Annotated in this window: 13 protein-coding genes; 3 read left to right on the forward strand and 10 right to left on the reverse strand. The window is 58.5% G+C overall.

Going from position 1 to position 16,903, the window contains the following annotated elements; all coding sequences use genetic code 11:
- Positions 1 to 206: 206 nt before the first annotated feature.
- The 10 genes from QM579_RS11395 to QM579_RS11440 form a co-directional block, all read right to left on the reverse strand.
- Entirely contained in the window at positions 207 to 950 is a 744-nt protein-coding gene (locus QM579_RS11395) for a prephenate dehydrogenase/arogenate dehydrogenase family protein (RefSeq protein ID WP_414999276.1), read from the reverse strand.
- 149 nt (positions 951 to 1,099) lie between these two features.
- A complete protein-coding gene (locus QM579_RS11400) occupies positions 1,100 to 2,554 on the reverse strand; it encodes a 3-phosphoshikimate 1-carboxyvinyltransferase (RefSeq protein ID WP_414999264.1) in 1,455 nt (484 codons plus the stop codon).
- Between the two features lie 5 nt (positions 2,555 to 2,559).
- Entirely contained in the window at positions 2,560 to 3,789 is a 1,230-nt protein-coding gene (gene pheA, locus QM579_RS11405; protein ID WP_414999265.1) for a prephenate dehydratase, read from the reverse strand.
- A gap of 1 nt (position 3,790) precedes the next feature.
- Positions 3,791 to 4,774, reverse strand: a complete 984-nt coding sequence (locus QM579_RS11410) for a 3-dehydroquinate synthase II family protein (protein WP_414999266.1) — start codon at positions 4,772 to 4,774, stop codon at positions 3,791 to 3,793.
- A 2-nt stretch (positions 4,775 to 4,776) separates the two neighbouring features.
- The gene (locus tag QM579_RS11415) at positions 4,777 to 5,574 is read right to left on the reverse strand and encodes a 2-amino-3,7-dideoxy-D-threo-hept-6-ulosonate synthase (protein ID WP_414999267.1); all 798 of its coding nucleotides are present in this window, start codon (positions 5,572 to 5,574) and stop codon (positions 4,777 to 4,779) included.
- Positions 5,575 to 5,924: 350 nt separating this feature from the next.
- Positions 5,925 to 7,034 carry a DHH family phosphoesterase gene (locus QM579_RS11420; RefSeq protein WP_414999268.1) on the reverse strand — a complete coding sequence of 370 codons (1,110 nt, stop codon included), beginning with the start codon at positions 7,032 to 7,034 and terminating at the stop codon, positions 5,925 to 5,927.
- 79 nt (positions 7,035 to 7,113) lie between these two features.
- Entirely contained in the window at positions 7,114 to 7,953 is an 840-nt protein-coding gene (cbiR, locus tag QM579_RS11425) for a cobamide remodeling phosphodiesterase CbiR (protein WP_414999269.1), read from the reverse strand.
- Positions 7,946 to 8,161, reverse strand: a complete 216-nt coding sequence (locus QM579_RS11430) for a hypothetical protein (RefSeq protein ID WP_414999270.1) — start codon at positions 8,159 to 8,161, stop codon at positions 7,946 to 7,948. The genes cbiR and QM579_RS11430 overlap by 8 nt, the downstream gene beginning before the upstream one ends.
- A 238-nt stretch (positions 8,162 to 8,399) precedes the next feature.
- Positions 8,400 to 10,541 carry an EAL domain-containing protein gene (locus QM579_RS11435; RefSeq protein WP_414999271.1) on the reverse strand — a complete coding sequence of 714 codons (2,142 nt, stop codon included), beginning with the start codon at positions 10,539 to 10,541 and terminating at the stop codon, positions 8,400 to 8,402.
- 339 nt (positions 10,542 to 10,880) lie between these two features.
- Complete coding sequence (locus QM579_RS11440; protein WP_414999272.1) at positions 10,881 to 13,793, reverse strand: insulinase family protein; 2,913 nt, start codon at positions 13,791 to 13,793, stop codon at positions 10,881 to 10,883.
- A gap of 604 nt (positions 13,794 to 14,397) precedes the next feature.
- On the opposite strand from QM579_RS11440, the gene rpsB reads away from it, so the two are divergent.
- The 3 genes from rpsB to QM579_RS11455 all read left to right on the forward strand — a co-directional run.
- Positions 14,398 to 15,174: a 30S ribosomal protein S2 gene (gene rpsB, locus QM579_RS11445; protein WP_414999273.1), complete on the forward strand. Its 777-nt coding sequence runs from the start codon at positions 14,398 to 14,400 to the stop codon at positions 15,172 to 15,174.
- 140 nt (positions 15,175 to 15,314) lie between these two features.
- Positions 15,315 to 16,172: a translation elongation factor Ts gene (tsf, locus tag QM579_RS11450; protein WP_414999274.1), complete on the forward strand. Its 858-nt coding sequence runs from the start codon at positions 15,315 to 15,317 to the stop codon at positions 16,170 to 16,172.
- Positions 16,173 to 16,356: 184 nt separating this feature from the next.
- On the forward strand, positions 16,357 to 16,903 hold a 547-nt coding region (locus tag QM579_RS11455; RefSeq protein ID WP_414999275.1), incomplete at its 3' end, for a TerC family protein.

Consider the following 16,903-nt stretch of genomic DNA (forward strand, 5'->3'; position numbering starts at 1 on the left):
GTATTTGTTGGTCAAGGTGGAACAGGGGGTGCTTCGGGGGGGATGCAAGGGGGGCCGAGAAGGGGGCGAAGCCCCATAACCGGCCCCGCCTTGCCGCGCGCCGCGCAGGCGGCAGAACTAAAGAGAAGGAAAGTCTCTGTGCCCGCAGGGCACGATGATCTTACGCAAAAGCGACGTTATTTTTATTTTCCAGCCCACCGCGCCAACTATTTATCTTTATCTCCTTCACTTGCGGCAGCCTCTTCCGGCCACCACCAGCCAGCCCTTTCACAAAGCAGGTCAATATCACCTGCTGCGGCCAGGTTAAGCATTTGCCGGAACTGGCGCACTGCCTCATGGCTGTGGGCGTTGGCTTCAAACAGTCCGGCGAAGAGGCGGGCGTCCTCTGTAAGCATTTTGCGGGCCGAATTTTGCCGCCGCCGGAAAGACGGCGTAAGAAAAGGCAGCAGGTCATCCTGCCCTGCCAGCAGGGCAAAATAGGCAAGATTGGTGATAAAGTTCATGTTCTGGATGCGCGCCATAGCCCGATCATGCTTTTCCGCCGTGGTCAGGAATGTGCGGCAGCCAAGATCGGCAAAAAAACTTTCGACTTGGGCCAGATGTTCCGGCTCCGTATGATGGCCAGGTGTGATGGCCACAGGCAGATCTGTTTCGGGTTCGGGACAAGGGCCAAAAAGAGGATGTGTGCCTACCACCGGGCCGGGCCAGATGCGCTCCATCTGGCGCAGGGGCTGTTCCTTCACCGAAGTGATGTCCACCAGCACCGCAGTGGATGGCAAATGAGGGCAGACGGCGGTGGTTACATCGTCAAATACAGCGGCTGGCACGCAAATAATGGCCATGCCTGCCCCGGCGCAGGCCTTTGCCAGCTTTTCCGGCGTAAGGGGCACATCCACGCCCTCCACCACAAGACCCGCAGCCGCGGCTCGTTTGACAAGCATGGCCCCCATGCGGCCCTGCGAGCCCACAATAACTGTTTTACCCCGCGTGCAGCGAAGGGTGGGCACGGCAGGCTTCTGGCTGGCGGCCTGATCTGCCTGACTCACCGCTTCATGCTCTGTGGGGCCCTCCGCTTTGGAGGTTGGGTCAGTTTGGCCTGTCATGCCAGCTTCTCCCATATATTCCAGAACTGCGGAAACGACTTGCTGACCACAGAGGGATCGTCCAACCGGGAACGCACTGTGGCTTCGGGCTGGCACAGATCCAGAAGGGCCAACGACATAGCGATACGGTGGTCGTTGTGGGCCGACAGGTTTTGTCCTTCCGCCAGCACGGGATGGTTGGGTTTGCCGTTGTTGCGCCCGCCAAGACCGTTGATGAGCATGCCGTCTGAAAGTTCGTCCACGATAACGCCAGTTTTGGCAAGTTCTATGGCCGGAGCCTTGATGCGGTCAGATTCCTTGTGGCGCAGGTGGGCCACATTGCGGATGCGCGTGGAGCCCTGAGCAAAGGCCGCCAGTATGGCTACCGTGGGCACAAGGTCGGGGCAGTGCCCCATGTCCAGTTCTACGCCGTGCAGGCGGGAGGGAGACACCGTGACTGCCTGCGGCTCCACCCTTACCTGTGCTCCCATTTTTTGCAGAATTTCCAGCATGGCGCGGTCGCCTTGCAGGGAGTCGGCGCGCAGACCTTCCACACGTACAGGGCGGCGGCCCAAAGCGCCAGCGGCCAGCAGGTAGGACGCGCCCGACCAGTCGCCTTCCACCGTGTATTCTCCGGCGCGGTAGTGGCCGGGGTGCACGGTGACGCGCAAACAGCCGGGCCGGGCTTCGGCGAGCTGACGCCATGCGCCGTCAGGCAGTGTGCTCCATTCGGCCTCGGGGGCGGGGCGGGTGTGCACTTCAAACTTGATGCCGTAGTCTGTAAGGCATTGCAGCGTCAGGCCAACATAGGGCCAGGACACGGCCTTTTGCCCACCCAGAGACAGGGTCAGGGGCGCTGGCCCCATAGGCGCGGCCAGCAGTAGGCCTGAAAAATACTGGCTGGATATATCCATGCCCAGTTCCACCATGCCGTTGCACAGCGCCGGGTCAAGGCCGTCGGCGGTGATGACGCAGGGGGGACAGTCCGGTTTTTCTTCAAAAGCGGTTTTTGTTCCCAGTGTGGCCAGAGCGTTGGTCAGCTCGGCGATGGGCCGCTCGTGCATGCGCCCTGCGCCGTGGATGCGAAACACTCCGTGCCCGGCGGCCAGTACAGCCGTAAGCAGGCGACAGGTGGTGCCCGATTCCTCCACGTCACAGGAAAGAGGTGCGGCGGCGGTACCGCCCGAAGGCCTGCCGTTCATGCCCGTGACGCGCCATGCCCCGGAAGAGGCGGTGCTTTCGGGCAGTTCTTCCATTGTTGCGCCTGCCGCGCAAAGGATGGCGCGTGTGCGCTCCAGGTCGCGGCTTTCAAGCGTGTGGCGCACAATGGATGTGCCGTGGGCCAGGGCTGCGCCCATAAGATAGCGGTGCGAAACCGACTTTGAAGCCGGGGCGGTAACTGCCACAGTTTCCACTGCGCCTGTAGCGCTCACATTGTTGGCGACTGCCACGGTGTTCTTGGTCTGGCTCATGATTCTTACTGCTCCGATTCATCCGTGTGAAGGTCAAGGCGGTCCAGCTGCGGCCCCATAGGGTAGCTGCCCAAAATGCGAAAACTGGTACAGGTCTCGTGCAGGGCTGTCAGCAAATCGGCATAGCGGGGATCTTCAAGGTCACTTTCCACATCGGCAAAGAAAACATACTTCCAGCATTGGCCGCGCAGGGGGCGCGATTCCAGCTTGCGCATGTTTATGCCGTGCGTCGCCAGCAGATCCAGCACGTGCGAGAGCGCTCCTGCCTTGTCGGGCAGGGTGAAAAGCAGCGACGTCTTGTCTGCTCCGGTATGGCCGGGCTGAGGATTCTGTACCTTGTTGCCACCTTGCCCGCCGCTGACCTTGGGGCCGATGATGACAAAACGTGTCCAGTTGCCGGGCTCGTCCTCAATGCGGCTGGCAAGAATACCGAGGCCCATAAGGTCGGCCAGCTTGCCGTGACCGATGGCAGCTGTGTGCCCCTGGTCTGGGCCCTGTGCGGCCCGTTGGGCAGCAGCAGCGGTAGACTCTACCGGAACCAGCCCCGCATTGGGCAGATGGGTGCGCAGCCAGCCGCCGCACTGGGCCAGAGGCTGGGGGTGCGAATACACGGTGCGCACGGCGGCCAGAGAAGGCGCATTGCTCAAAAGGCAATGAGAAATACGCGAAAAAAGCTCTGCCTGAATAAAGACATCGTGCTTGAGAAAAAGGTCAAAGCTGACGCCAACGGTTCCTTGCAGGGAGTTTTCCAAAGGAACAACCCCCAGCTCGCAACGTCCCGAAGACACTTCTTCAAACACCTGCACAAGGTCGTTACAGGGGTGAAAGGTGGCCGCATGCCCCAGATACTCCACCCCGGCAAAGTAGGAGAATGTGCCTTCCGGTCCGAGGTAGGCAACGTTTTGCGGGCGTTGCAGGGCGCGTGATGAAGAAAATATCTCGCGCCAGATGGCTCGCAGATGGTCCTCGGGCAGAGGGCCGGGATTGCGGGCGGCCAGACTGTCCAGCACTTCTTTTTCACGCACGGGCTTGAAGATGATGCCCGGCACATCGGCCTTGATGTGGCCCACTTCACGGCTGAGCGAAGCTCGGCGGTTGAAAAGATCCAGCAGTTCCTGATCGACAGAATCGATTTCAGTGCGGATGGCCGAAAGACGCTCGTCAGCATTGTGGGCCTGTTCGTTCGCCCCCGGCAGGGAGGCGGAACCGGGCCAGTGGCTGTTGGTATCGCCCATGTTAAACCTCCTGGATGTCTTCGCGTACGCGCATGCCGAAATGACGGCCTGCTTCATCCAGACGGCAAAGAATCCTGTCACCGGGCTTGAGCCCCACAACACTTACGGCTTCGCCTTCGGGCGTAGTCAGACGGATGGTTTCTGCGTTTTGCAGAAAAACAGCTCCGGTCTTTACGCCGTCTTCGGTCTGCACCTGGGCTTCCACCAGCAGCATGGGCCGAACTTCAATTTTGACCCTGCCAAGGGTGGCCACGCTGGTTTCACCAGTGTAGTCCACAATAAGCACTTCCTGTCCGGCCTTGAATTCGCCAAGGTAGGTGGTCTGGTCACCGGGCAGGCGCACATAGGCATGCACAGCTCCGGCGTTGACGCGGAAGGGGCGGGCGGCCACGTATTCGTTGCGCTCGGTTTCGGCGTGCACAAGAAAGGTAAAGGCGCTGGAATTGCCCACCAGCATGCCCTGACCCTTGCGCAGCAACGAAAGGGTGTCGGCGCAAACGCGGTGCCCCAAGCCCACTGGCTCCACACGGGTGACCACTCCGGGCACAAGTTCCTCCCGGCTGCGGGCCATCTTGCACTGGGCTACAATATCCTTGAGATCGGCCACGGCCTCTCTGGATACAACAATGCCCGCCACACCGCGTTCCAAAATTCCTGCGGCAAGGCGGGCCTCGTCCAGCGTACCGGCTTCAACCAGCACACTGTCGCTCTGGGCCAGAAGGTTTTCTACAGGTATTACCTCCCAGCCGCGAGCCAGCACCACGTGCTCGCCAGTATGCAACCTTTGCAGCACAGCTTCTTCATCAGCCTTGACGTTCAGCTCGACCAGAGGAGTTTCTTCCGCGGCCCAGACAGGGCAGCGCGAAAGACCAGCCACATGCTCAACCTGTTCTGCGGGAACAATCACGCCGTCCACGCCGGACTCAAGAGCCAGGGTTACGTCGCCTTTGTCGAAGGGCATGCAGTTGAAGTAAATGCGCGACATGTTTATTCCCCCACAATGGTCATGGCCTGATCCACAGAGGCATTTTCGTGCACGATGGCACGAAGGGCCTTGACCAGGGCAACGCGGTTGGGATGCTGGAAGACGTTGCGGCCCACGGAAATGCCCGCTCCGCCCGCTTTGACGGAGTCGGCAACCATCTGGAGGATCTGGCGGGTGGATTCCATACGTTCGCCGCCAGCGATAACCACAGGCACGCAACAGGAGGAAACCACTTCGGAAAAGCTGTCCACATCGCCAGTGTAGGGAACCTTGACGATGTCCGCGCCCAGTTCCACGCCTACGCGGGCACAGTGGGCCACCACATCTTTATCAAAGCCGTTTTTGATCTGCGGGCCGCGGGCGTACATCATGGCCAGCAGGGGGATATGCCAGTTGTCGCAAGCTTCGGCCACCCGGCCCAGATCGGCCAGCATGAGGCGTTCGTTGGGGTCGCCAAGGTTGACGTGAACAGAAACGCAGTCTGCGCCGTGCTTGATGCCTTCTTCTACCGTGCCCACCAGTGTTTTGGTATTGCCGTTGGGCGTCAGGGCTGTGGAGGCGGAAAGATGAACGATCAGGCCGATGTCCTTGCCGGCACTGCGATGAGAGCAGCGTACAAGGCCCTTGTGCATGAGTACGGCATCCGCACCGCCCGTGGCCATGTCGTTGACGGCTTCGCGCATGTCTACAAGACCGTCGACAGCGCCGATGGTAACGCCGTGATCCATAGGTACAATAATGGTGCGCCCGTTCTCACGATTGATGATGCGTTCCAGCCGGACTTTTTTGCCAAGGTACATGGCTTGCTCCTTTCAGTTGCTGTGCTGCGTATTGCAGATCAATTACATACTGCCTGTCGCCATGGACCGCTCGGCGGCTAACTTTTGGGCCGGCTGCCCATACAAGAAAAGGGCCGCCGGCGGTTTGCCTGCGGCCCTTTGAACTTGCTAACTTTTTTTCGCGTCAGCGAAGCTCCCGACCACAGGCATCCATAAAGTACGCAAAAAAATACCAGCTATAAAAGCTAGCGGCGTAAGCGGAGGTGTGGTTGGAAGAAATGCGCTGCATTACAAAAATCCTTATTAAAAACTTCAAGAGAAGAATTACGCTGGTTATCGGGGCGCTGTCAAGAAATTATTGAATAGTTATGTTATTTTTCTGTAATTAGATGTTTTTGTTTGGCATTTTTATCTGTCTTAGCTTTGGCGGCTGGTTGCCCTTGAGCTGGCGTGGCGTCATTGGGCGTGCTTTGAGGGCGCAGCTTGCGGGTTTCAAGCCGCTTGAGCACAAAATCTCCGGGGCGTACATCTTCCGGTACGGCTTCAAGAGGAAATTCCGCCCGGCCCAGATTACGGTGGCCTCCGGCCTGCCCCACATCGTAAAAACAGGCATCGGCCAGACGCCCAATATCTCGCCCGCCGTCACCACGAAAGATAACAATGACGGTTTTGCCCACAATGCCGCCAACCGCAATCCACTTGAGGTCGTGCACCCGTGTGAAAAAGTCGGCCACAGCCACCAGCAGGTCAGCGCTGGTGACCTCATTAAGCCATGCAAACGCTCCGTTGCTGCGGCAGTTTGTAAGATTGCGGAAGGCGCGTGAGAAAAGCGGCAGCCATTCACGCAGATATTCGCTGCGGATGATACGGCGCAGGAGACTGTTGTCTGCATGGCGCGAAAGCCATTGATAAGCGCGAAAATCGTCTTCATCGCCCGAGCGCTCGAAGGCTGCGGTATCCGTGCGGATGCCGTACAGCAGGGCCGTGGCCAGCCTGGGGCTGGGCCGCATGCGCAGCGCCTGAAAATACCGTGTCATAATGGTGCTGGTTGCACCAAGCCCCGGGCGTATATCGCAAAGGGCCGGCGCAGAGGGCACAAAGCAGCCCCCATTGGTTGGCAGGGGGTGGTGGTCGATGATGCAGTCAAAGGCAATGCCCTGAAAGGCCTTGTGGTGGTGCGGCTGCGAATCCACCATAGCAAAATGGGTGTACTGTTCGGCCTTTTCAGGTTGCCATGCGCGCACGGGAATGCGCAGGTAGCGTATCATGGCCAGATTGTCGGGCCGGGTCACCTCATTGACGCGGGCGATATCGGCATTGTGCACGCGCGGCAAAATGATACGCCTGAGGGCCATAGCCGAAGCCAGAGCATCAGGGTCCGCGTTGATGAGAATGCACCAGCGGTCATCCTTGTCCAGATTCTGTCGCCATTCCTTCATGCGGGCAACAAGTTCGGCATTGGGCAGCATTGCTGTGGTCATCCTCCCGGGGCTGATCCCTGATTGCGCAACAGCGCGTTTTTATTTCCAGACCGGGTGTTTTTCCGGTCCGGCTTCCATATTACCGTGACTCGTTGGCAAGGGCAGCCAAAACGGGCAGTGATGCCGCAAGCCCGTCCCAATTAAAAATCTCCACCATATGGGTCGCTGCAGGTGGCGCGTCAGCCATAAGGTGCAAGGCCGTGCAGCGCTGCGTGGGCGTAAATGCCGTAAGCGGCAGGTGCTGGTCACTATTGCCCGGAGCGCTCCAATGCAACATGGCGGCCTGACTGGGCAGGGCGGAATGCAACAGAGCAGATTGACCATAGCCCAGGAGATGTCCTACGTCCAGACAAAGGCTCATACCGTGATCTGCGAGGAAAGCGTCGCCCAGGCAAACAACGTCGCTGTGTGCCACATTTTCCAGTAAAAGAGGCGGTGCGGGTTGCGGTTGCCCATGCCAGTGCTTTGCAAAATCCGTTAGCAGATGGCGCTGAAAAGCAGCAGAACCCTCCGGTGGATGCAGAACAGCTGCCTGCAAGGTCATGTGCGGGACAAGGGTGCGAATCCTGTCCAGCACAGCCAGCGTCAGCCGGGCGGCCTCACGGGCCGGATGGGCATTGCCTGCGGCAAGACGTGTGGGCCAGGGCAGATCTACAGGCAGATGGGCATGCCAGCGCAGGGGCAGGGCGGCAAGGGCGTCTGGCAGATCGGCAGGCCCATAGTCCAGACAGCCTTGTGCTTCAAAAAGGCACAGGCCTACCTCGTCAACCTTGCCCGATAAAAAATGGGCATTTTGGGCGACATTGGCGGGAATGACAAAGGAAGGTGCGGCGATGCGCCCTGCAAGAGGGTGCCCGTCAGTACTCTGCGAGGCGGCGGGCGTGGCTGTACAGGGGGGAGCTGCGGTTATGTCAGGCATAGCTGCAACCTTGCCCTGTCAGCAGGCGTTCAATGTTGGCCGCACTGGGGGCGGGATGAAAAAGGGGCACTGCTGCGGTGGCCGTGTTTTTGCCTGCCATGCCAGATATGGCGGGGGTTTCCGCCGTGCGCGCCAGTTGGCGTGCCGGAACGAGCAGGCTGCGTGAGCCGCCATTGTGTGCGGTATGTGTGCAGAGGAGCAGACGCATGATTTTTCTACTGTAGGGTTTACACAGCCAAGAATAACGCTGTCTGGCAAGAGCCCGAGGCTATGCCGGCTGAGTAGCCGCAGCCTGGGGGATTCAGCAGTATTGACGCCCGGAGATCTGGCCGCTCCGTAAAGTCTGGCGGTTATTACCCTGGCTGCCGGGTTGGCCGTGTCCAGACCTTTCCGCCACTGTATGTTGTCCGCAGCGCAGATGCTGGAGGTTCCGGCTATTCAGCGGTTTATCCCCGGTTGGCGTTGATATACGTAAGGCAATCCTTGGCGCACAGGGGACGGCTGAAAAAATACCCCTGAAAGGTGGAAAATCCCATTGAAGTGAAGGAATTGAGCTGTTCCTGATTCTCAACGCCTTCCACCACCGTGCTGATGCCCAGACTTTGATTTAATTCAAGCACGCTGCGCACAATCTGTTGATTGATATTGTTGTCGATGTGTTCCGTCAGGGAGCGGTCAATCTTGACCGTGCTGACGGGAAAGGCCCGCAGGTAGCGCAGTGAGGCGTATCCCATGCCAAAGTCATCAATGGCAACCCTGATTCCGTCGGTGTGCAGGCTTCTGAGCATTTCCAGAGCGCTTGATTCTGGCCTGACCATTGAAGATTCGGTAATCTCCAGCTCAAGCTGGCCGGGCTTCAGGCTTGCGTCGCTGAGCGCGCCCCACACATAGCCGGAAAATTTCGGATTCTGTAGCTGCATGGGCGAAACATTGATGCACATAATCATGTCTGCGTCCACAAAGTTGGCCCAGGCCGCTCTTCGCCTGCACGCTTCTTCCAGAATAAAGCGCCCAAGGCGGTCTATGTTGCCCGTATCTTCCGCCAGAGCCACCGTTATGGGCGGCGCAATGCTACCGTAGGCCGGGTGGTTCCAGCGCAGCAGGGCCTCCACACCGGTAACGCGTCCGGTCGCGTTGTTGAACTGGGGCTGGTACACAAGATATATCTGTCCCGGCTCATCAAGGGCGCGGGTCAGGTCCCCTGCCAGAGCATTGGCGAGCCTTCCTACCTCGCCGGGTTGCCCCAGGCACTTGCGGTTGTCCGCCACGCCGCCGCCGTTGGCAGCTGTAAACAGATCCTGCATGACCTGTTTGCTGCGTTTCTCGCGGATGGCATCGGAAATGACGACAAAAGGCATATAGATCAGCAGGCCCACAAGCAGATTCACCGCCTGAAGTATGGGGCCGTTGATTGAACCTGAGACAATGTAGCCGCTTATGAGCGCGGGCGTGGTCCAGGCAATGTCTGCCGCAGTTGCCGGAATGAAGCCGACGACCGTGGCCGTATAGGCTATGGCGGTCTGCACTGCGGGAACCAGAATGAAAGGAATGACGTACACAGGATTCAGCACAAGGGGAATGCCAAACAGCAGAGGTTCGTTGACATTGCACAGTGTGGGCAGCAGGGCGAACAGGCACAGCTTTTTAACGCCGCGATCCTTGCCGCGAAGAAAAATAGCCAGACACAAGGCCAGTGTGCAGCCCGAGCCACCCATACGGGTATACGCGTCAAAGAACATTTTGGTGAAAATGAACGGTGGGGCCGTGCCGTGAGCAATGGCGTCCATATTTGCTAGGGCGGAGGGAATGAGAATGTCGTTCTCCACCGCAAAAAGCATGTTGGGCCCGTGCGCGCCGAAAAACCAGAACACCTGCGCGGCCATGCTGTACAATACGCCAAACCCAAGACTGTCGCCGCCCTTGGTAAAGGGATGGGCGAGTAGGCGTCCGGACAACTCGTGCAGATTGGTCATGTCCAGAGCCACAAGCCCCGCGCGGATGACTCCAAAAAGCAGGATAGTGATGATGGAGGCGGGCATGAGCGTAAAAATGTCACGGGCCACCGGATCATTTCCGGCCATTTCCACTGGCAGGCGCAGCCACGTGCAGCGTGCCAGGCGCAAAAAAATACTGCTGGTCGCCAAGGCAATGCACATGGCCAGCAGCAGGCCGTTGCTCAGAGAAAAAGCCGTATCACCAATGCCGGATTTCAGCGGTGCGATAAGTACGAAAAAGCATGAAAGCGTCACTGTCGCCATCATCATTGGGCTGACATATGGCGTCTGTTTTTTCTGGTTGGCGTAGGTTGCGCTTACTCCGCCTATGGCGCACAGCAGGGCCAGAGAAGCGATGGAAAATGTGCCGTCAATGAGATTTTTGCAAACCTGCCGCCATGTGGGGCCGAATGCGCGGTCAATGGCCAACTGGGCGGGTTCGTAGGGAATGTTTGCCAGCATGATCATGAACGCGCCCACAAGAACGAGCGGCAGAACGATGATCAGCCCACGCCTGACGGCGATACAGACAGGCTGAGCGCTGACTCTGTCGAGCAGGTCGATGAGTGGATAGCCGAAAGAGCTGGCAGACATGACATTCCTGTTTGAGATGAGAGTTTTTGTCCGTAGCCGTGGTTACTGCGGGCGCTCTCGTTGCATCCTTGCTTTCACTGTAAAACCAAAAAATCATCTGCGGGGCTGCCGCGTTTTTTTAACCAGGTATATCCGTTGAAAATACCTCAGGCCGCCGGGCCATATGCATTGAGCACATTACGAATGAAACGAGTCAGTTCTTCCGTAATTATTTGTGTACAAATCCTTGCCGCGGAACAGGCGCAGGCGAGTTTTGCCCGACGTAATTTGGCTATTTCAAGTGCAAAATGCTCTAATTAAGTGTGGGGCGACACAAAATCCGCCCCACACTTGTATTATTTATACCAGCTTGCTGCTCTGCCAGCCGTGTTCCTTGGCGGCAGCTTCGGCCTTGGGGCCGCCCAATACGCAGATGTTTCCGGTTTTGGAGACTTCTGCCAGCACTTCGGCGAAATCGTTAAAGTGCTTTTCAGTGGTAGTGAGTATTTCTTCGCGCATGATGCTGCGGGCGGCGTCTGTATCGTTGGCGAGCCAGCGGTTCAGGGATTGCGCGCCCTTGGCGTCGGGCAGCAGATAGCTGTCCAGATCGCCAATGGCCCCTACTATGGCCTGGGTCAGCTGGGCCTTGTCGAGCTTGAAGCTGCGCAAAAAGTCGGCCATGCCGTCAAAGGCTTCAAGCGTGGCATCCACGTTGGGGTCGCGGTAGGAAGCGCAAACAAGGGTGCCGCCCAGGCGGTCCAGGTTGCAGAACGCACCGTAAGCGCCGCCGCGTACGCGTACGCGCTCCCACAGATAGCCCATACGCAGGTAGCGCAGGATGACGCTGGCAGAGCCGTGGTACACGTAGCCCTGATCGTAGATGTTGGCGGCCTTGCCCACGTAGTTGATCTGAGCCGGGGCAATAAAGGCTTCGGCTGCTGGCAGGCTCATCGGTGCCGCGCCTATGCCGCTGGCTGCTCCGGGGCGTGCCGGGGGCAGGGCTTGCAGCAGTTGGCGCGCCTGGGTTTCAGCCAGTGCAAGGCCAGATGCCTCGGCGGTGCAGTCAAAAATAGCGCCGGGGCGGGCCACGATGCGGGAGCGCAGTTCCTCAAGGTCGGCCAAAAGGCCCTGCGGTTCCTTTTCGAGGCGTTGGAGCATGGACCGCACGCTTTCAAGATAGCTCAGGCCAGAGGTGCGTTCGGCAAGAGCCCCCGCGCCCGTGAAACGAGCCCGCAGCCGGGCGCTTACCGCGGCGTGTCCCGCTGCCTGAAGCGCATTTTCCAGGCGGGCCTTGGCTTCCAGAAGCATCTGGCCCAGGCGCTCTTCAATAATCTGGGCATCCTTGATGGGTTCCAGCAGGATTTCATGCATGATGCCAAAAAGGTCAGGCAGCTTGTCGTACACAGCCTTGCCGGAAATGCTGAGGAAGCTCAGGGTTTCACGGCTTTCGCGCACTGTGCCCATCACGGGATCGGCTCCCACCCCGCCAGTCTTGGCCGCCATAAGTGCGCCAAGTTCCGTAAAGTCGCGCCGCGCCGTGCCTGTTTCTGTCAGGCAGCGGGAAAGCAGGGGCAGCAGAGGCACAAGGTGGTCCGGCACATTGCTCAGGGGCAGCAACAGCGTTGTGTAGGCAATGCCCTGCGTGGGCAGTTCGTGGCTCAGGGCCACTTCTGGCAGTTCCACTATGCTGCGGGGAATGGAAGCATTGTGGCGGGGGAGGTCTTCCAGCCCCAGGGCGGGTATGCTGGCCAGAGCCTCAGGGCTGTCAGGCGCGCTCTGCACTTCTTCAAGACGCAAGGTTTCGGCCACCATCGTCGCGCGTTCGTCTGGCGTTGCGGCTGCCTGTACCGCGTCCACACGGGCTTTTTCCGCCTCTTCGCGGGTCTTGCCCAGTTCGGTGTCAGGCAGCAGCACCACCGTGGCGCGGTGCTGGTTGTTCAGGAACCAGTCCTTGATGGCTTGCTCAAATACGGGCTCGCCTGCGTCGATGCGCGCCTTGAGGGCCTCAAGCGGGGCTTCCCAGGCAAGCGGAGCCAGCGGGTCGCCGTCGTACAGCCACGTGGACAGCGACTGGATCATGGCCGAAAGACCGCGCGGAAAGCGGCCGGAATTGTTTTCGCGGTAAGCGAATTCCACCGTGTTGACGGCAGCTTCCACGGCGGCCTTGGGAATGCCTTCTTCGGCAAGCTGGGCCAGCGTTTCAAAAATAAGTATTTCTACCTGGGGGACATCCTTGGGGGTCACGCCCTTGAGCCCGGTGGAGTAGTACATCTGGCGCAGGTCGGTCTCGAGCCCGCAGCCCGTGGTGTCTTCGCCAAGGCCGGAGGCGATGAGCGCCTTGCGCAGGGGAGAGCCGGGCAGACCTTCAAGGATGTGCTCCAGCATTTCCATAAGCAGGGCCTGGTTCACGTCGCCGCGTTCGCCCAGCAGCCAGCTGACCGTGAGAAGGGCGCGTTTTTCGCCTTCGGAAGCGGCATAGGGCACTTCGATCTGGCGCGGCGTGTCCAGACGCTTTTGCAGCGGCACGGTGGAATCCACTGGCCGCGCCGTATAGCCTTGCAGCGCTTCGTTGACGAGGCGCAGACGTTCGGCTTCCGGGTCGTCGCCCCAAAAAAAGAAACGGGCATTGCTGGGGTGGTAATAGTTGCTGTGGAAGTTGTAAAAGGCCTCATAGGTGAGGTCGGGGATGCGTTCGGGATTGCCGCCGGAATCAAGACTGTACAGGGTGTCGGGGAATAGGGCCTGCTGGCTCTGTTCCGAGAGCACGGAGTCCGGCGAGGAATAGACGCCCTTCATTTCATTATAGACAACGCCTTTGTACGACCAGGGAGCGTCGGCGCTGGGGGCTTCCACATGCCAGCCTTCCTGCTTGAGGATGTCTTCACTGATGCGCGGGTGAAAGACGGCGTCTATGTACACGTCGATGAGGTTGTAAAAATCGCGCAGGTTGCAGCTTGCCACCGGGTAGCAGGTCTTGTCGGGAAAGGTAAAGGCGTTGAGGAAGGTTTGCAGGGACCCTTTGAGAAGTTCCACAAAGGGTTCCTTGACCGGATATTTGTCAGAGCCGCAGAGCACGGAATGTTCCAGAATATGGGCCACGCCTGTGGAATCGGTGGGCGGCGTGCGAAAGCTCACGCCAAAGCACTTGTTTTCGTCAGTATTATTGATGGAAAGCAGTTGCGCGCCAGTGGCGTCGTGCCGCCACAGCCGTGCCGTGCCATCCACTTCATGCAAATGTTGTTCTGTAACAAGAGTAAAGCCAGTATTGTTCATAATATTTCCTGCAACTATTTTTAGGGCTTGTTGTTATTAACGGCAGTTGAGCCAGAACTATAAGGGCTGTGGCGGTGTTTGAAAAGGGGCGGCGGGTCAGGCTTCGCCAGCCCGCGTTAACGTTGGCCGTGCAGCATTTTTTCGCTGACCGGGGGGCACAGAGCCACAATTTATTGTTGGCCGTGCGTTGCGAACGTCATTTCAATTGTTTCCGCGTCGAATATCTTCTTTTATTCCGGCCGGGTGTCATTAGGATGCGCTTTCTGCAAAAAGGCTCGTTATCTTTGGTATAACAGGAAATTCATCTCATGGCGACACGGCCTGGCATGTAAAAGGGTTTTCTGCATATTATAAGGTATTATTGCACTGGATTATAATGAACTGCATTCCGGGGCAGCCGCCCGGCCAAAAAGAGCGCGTCAACGCTTGCCAAGCGCAGCGCGATCATGTATGTACTCGCTTTCTATCAAGCACACCCAGGCAGCGGCCCGGGGTGCCCGGTGGAATGCCGCGTGTGGCGGCGTTCTTTTTGCGCCGCAGGCGCAACACCGGGTTGCAGGGTCAGGGCGTGGGTGGAAGAAAACAACCCTTTGGAGGAATCCCAATGGCTTATGTCAGCATGAAGCAAATGCTGGAAACCGGCGTGCATTTCGGTCACCAGACCCGCCGCTGGAACCCCAAGATGCGTCCTTACATTTTCGGCGCGCGTAACGGCATTCATATCATCGACCTGCAGCAGACCGTGAAGCTCTTCCGCATTGCCCACGACAAAGTTGTGGACGCTGTGGCCAAGGGCGGCAAGGTTCTCTTTATCGGCACCAAGCGCCAGGCTCAAGAAGCTGTGGCCGCCGAAGCCGGTCGCGCCGGACAGTACTATGTGACCAACCGTTGGATGGGCGGCACGCTCACCAACTTCGTCACCATCCAGAAGAGCGTTGATCGCCTGAAGAAGCTGGAAGCTATGTTCGCCGATGGCAGCATCAACCGCTACCAGAAGAAAGAAATTCTGCTTCTTGAACGCGAAATGAACAAGCTGGAACAGACCCTCGGCGGTATCAAGAATATGGATCGCCTGCCCCAGCTTGCCTTCATCATCGACCCGCATCGTGAAGACATCGCCGTCAAGGAATGCCGCAAGCTCGGCATCCCGATTGTGGCCGTGACCGACACTAACTGCGACCCCGATGTCATCGACTTCATCATTCCCGGCAATGATGACGCCATTCGCGCCATCAAGCTTTTTGTGGCCGCTTTCGCCGAAGCCTGCATGGAAGGCGAAGCCATGAGCAAAGACCACAAGGGCGAAGTTGCCAACGCCGAAGAAGCCATGCAAAAGGCTGCTGCTGCCGAGGTTGTGGCCGAAGCTGCTCCCGCCCAATAAACGGCTTTACTGCTTTCGCATTTTTGGGGGCAGCGCAACCTGATAGATGGCTGCGCTGCCCCTGTTTGGATGCAGCAGGGCAAATTTAAGTGTACGTTTGATAACTCCGGCGGCAGGCCGGACGCATTTTGGAGAATACAATGGCTATCACCGCTCAAATGGTAAAAGAACTGCGCGAAATGACTGGCGCGGGCATGATGGATTGCAAAAAAGCTCTGGTGGAAGTGGAAGGCGACCTGGAAAAGGCCGTTGACTGGCTGCGCCAGAAGGGCATGGCCAAGGCTGCCAAGAAGTCTGGCCGCGCTACCAGCGAAGGTCTTGTAACCGTGACCCTGAGCGATGACGGCAAGACCGTGGCTATGGCTTCGCTTCTGTGCGAAACCGACTTTGTGGCCCGTGGCGAGCAGTTCCAGGCTATGGCTGCCCAGATCGCCAAAAGCGTGCTGGACAATGCCCCCGCTGACGCTTTGGCCCTTGAAGGCCTTATGGGTGAAGAAGTGACCCAGCTTATCGCCTCTGTGGGCGAAAACATGCAGATTGGCAAGTTTGCCCGCCACACCAAGCCTTCCGAAGGCTCCGTGATCGGCCAGTACATCCACGCCAATGGCAAGATCGGCGTGCTGGTGTTCCTGACCTGCGGCAAGGCCGAAAGCGCCGCCAAGCCCGAAGTGCAGGAACTGGCCAAGAATATTGCCATGCAGGTGGCTGCCGCCAGCCCGATGGCTCTTGACGCCGCTTGCCTTGACCCCGCCGCTGTGGAACGTGAACGCGAAGTTTACCGCCAGAAGGCACTGGAAGAAGGCAAGCCCGCCAACATCGTGGACAAAATCGCCGACGGCGCCGTGAAGAAGTTCCAGAAGGAAGTGTGCCTGATGGAACAGCCTTACATCCGCGACGACAAAAAGACCATCAACGACATCGTGCGTGAAGCTGGCAAGACCATTGGCGACGAAATCACCGTCACTGGCTTCGAGCGCATTCAGCTTGCTGCCGTATAATGATATCCGACTTGTCCGAGCCGGAAGGGTCTGCCCATCCGGCCAATTATAGTACGCCTTCGGGCGCAGCAGGTTACTGACAAAAGGGGGCTTCGGCCCTCTTTTGTCTTTTTTTCAGGCCAGGCCGGCACTTTTTGCAGAAGCCTGTTTCACAAGAAGGGGCACAGCCCCGGAGCATAATTGTATGCTGGATTTTTCATGGATTACGCATCTCTCTGCCTGGGCTGGTCTGGGCACCCTTGTGCTGCTGGAAGTTGTGCTTGGGGTGGACAACCTGGTCTTCATTTCCATTCTTGTGGGAAGGCTGCCGGGCGACCGCAAGCGTCAGGCCTTTTTGGTGGGGCTTGGGCTGGCTTTGCTCATGCGTATGGTGCTGCTCACCGTTATGGCCCGTCTGGCCACGCTGACAACGCCTCTGTTTGAGCTTGGAGGACACGGCTTTTCAGCGCGTGACCTCATTCTTATGGCCGGGGGCGTCTTTCTGCTGCTCAAGGGCACGATGGAGCTGCACGACCGGCTTGAGGGCCACAGCGGAAGATACGCCGGAGAGACCGAACACCATGCCGGATTCTGGCAGGTGATTTTTCAGGTGGTGGTGCTGGACGCCGTGTTTTCGCTGGACTCCATCATCACGGCAGTGGGTATGGTGGACCATGTTTCCATCATGATGCTGGCGGTGGTTATCGCTATGGGCATTATGGTCATGGCCGCCGGTCCTCTGCTTGGCTTTA

This window comes from Desulfovibrio sp. (assembly GCF_047607245.1).
Lineage (GTDB): Bacteria > Desulfobacterota > Desulfovibrionia > Desulfovibrionales > Desulfovibrionaceae > Desulfovibrio.

Bases quoted from the DNA above. Each gene is read 5' to 3' on its own strand.
- QM579_RS11395 (WP_414999276.1), bottom strand. From the start codon at position 950: ATGGGGGCCATGCTTGTCAAACGAGCCGCGGCTGCGGGTCTTGTGGTG.
- QM579_RS11410 (WP_414999266.1), bottom strand. From the start codon at position 4,774: ATGTCGCGCATTTACTTCAACTGCATGCCCTTCGACAAAGGCGACGTA.
- tsf (WP_414999274.1), top strand. From the start codon at position 15,315: ATGGCTATCACCGCTCAAATGGTAAAAGAACTGCGCGAAATGACTGGC.
- QM579_RS11420 (WP_414999268.1), bottom strand. From the start codon at position 7,034: ATGACCACAGCAATGCTGCCCAATGCCGAACTTGTTGCCCGCATGAAG.
- cbiR (WP_414999269.1), bottom strand. From the start codon at position 7,953: ATGCCTGACATAACCGCAGCTCCCCCCTGTACAGCCACGCCCGCCGCC.
- pheA (WP_414999265.1), bottom strand. From the start codon at position 3,789: ATGGGCGATACCAACAGCCACTGGCCCGGTTCCGCCTCCCTGCCGGGG.
- QM579_RS11400 (WP_414999264.1), bottom strand. From the start codon at position 2,554: ATGAGCCAGACCAAGAACACCGTGGCAGTCGCCAACAATGTGAGCGCT.
- QM579_RS11430 (WP_414999270.1), bottom strand. From the start codon at position 8,161: ATGCGTCTGCTCCTCTGCACACATACCGCACACAATGGCGGCTCACGC.
- QM579_RS11415 (WP_414999267.1), bottom strand. From the start codon at position 5,574: ATGTACCTTGGCAAAAAAGTCCGGCTGGAACGCATCATCAATCGTGAG.
- QM579_RS11435 (WP_414999271.1), bottom strand. From the start codon at position 10,541: ATGTCTGCCAGCTCTTTCGGCTATCCACTCATCGACCTGCTCGACAGA.
- QM579_RS11440 (WP_414999272.1), bottom strand. From the start codon at position 13,793: ATGAACAATACTGGCTTTACTCTTGTTACAGAACAACATTTGCATGAA.
- rpsB (WP_414999273.1), top strand. From the start codon at position 14,398: ATGGCTTATGTCAGCATGAAGCAAATGCTGGAAACCGGCGTGCATTTC.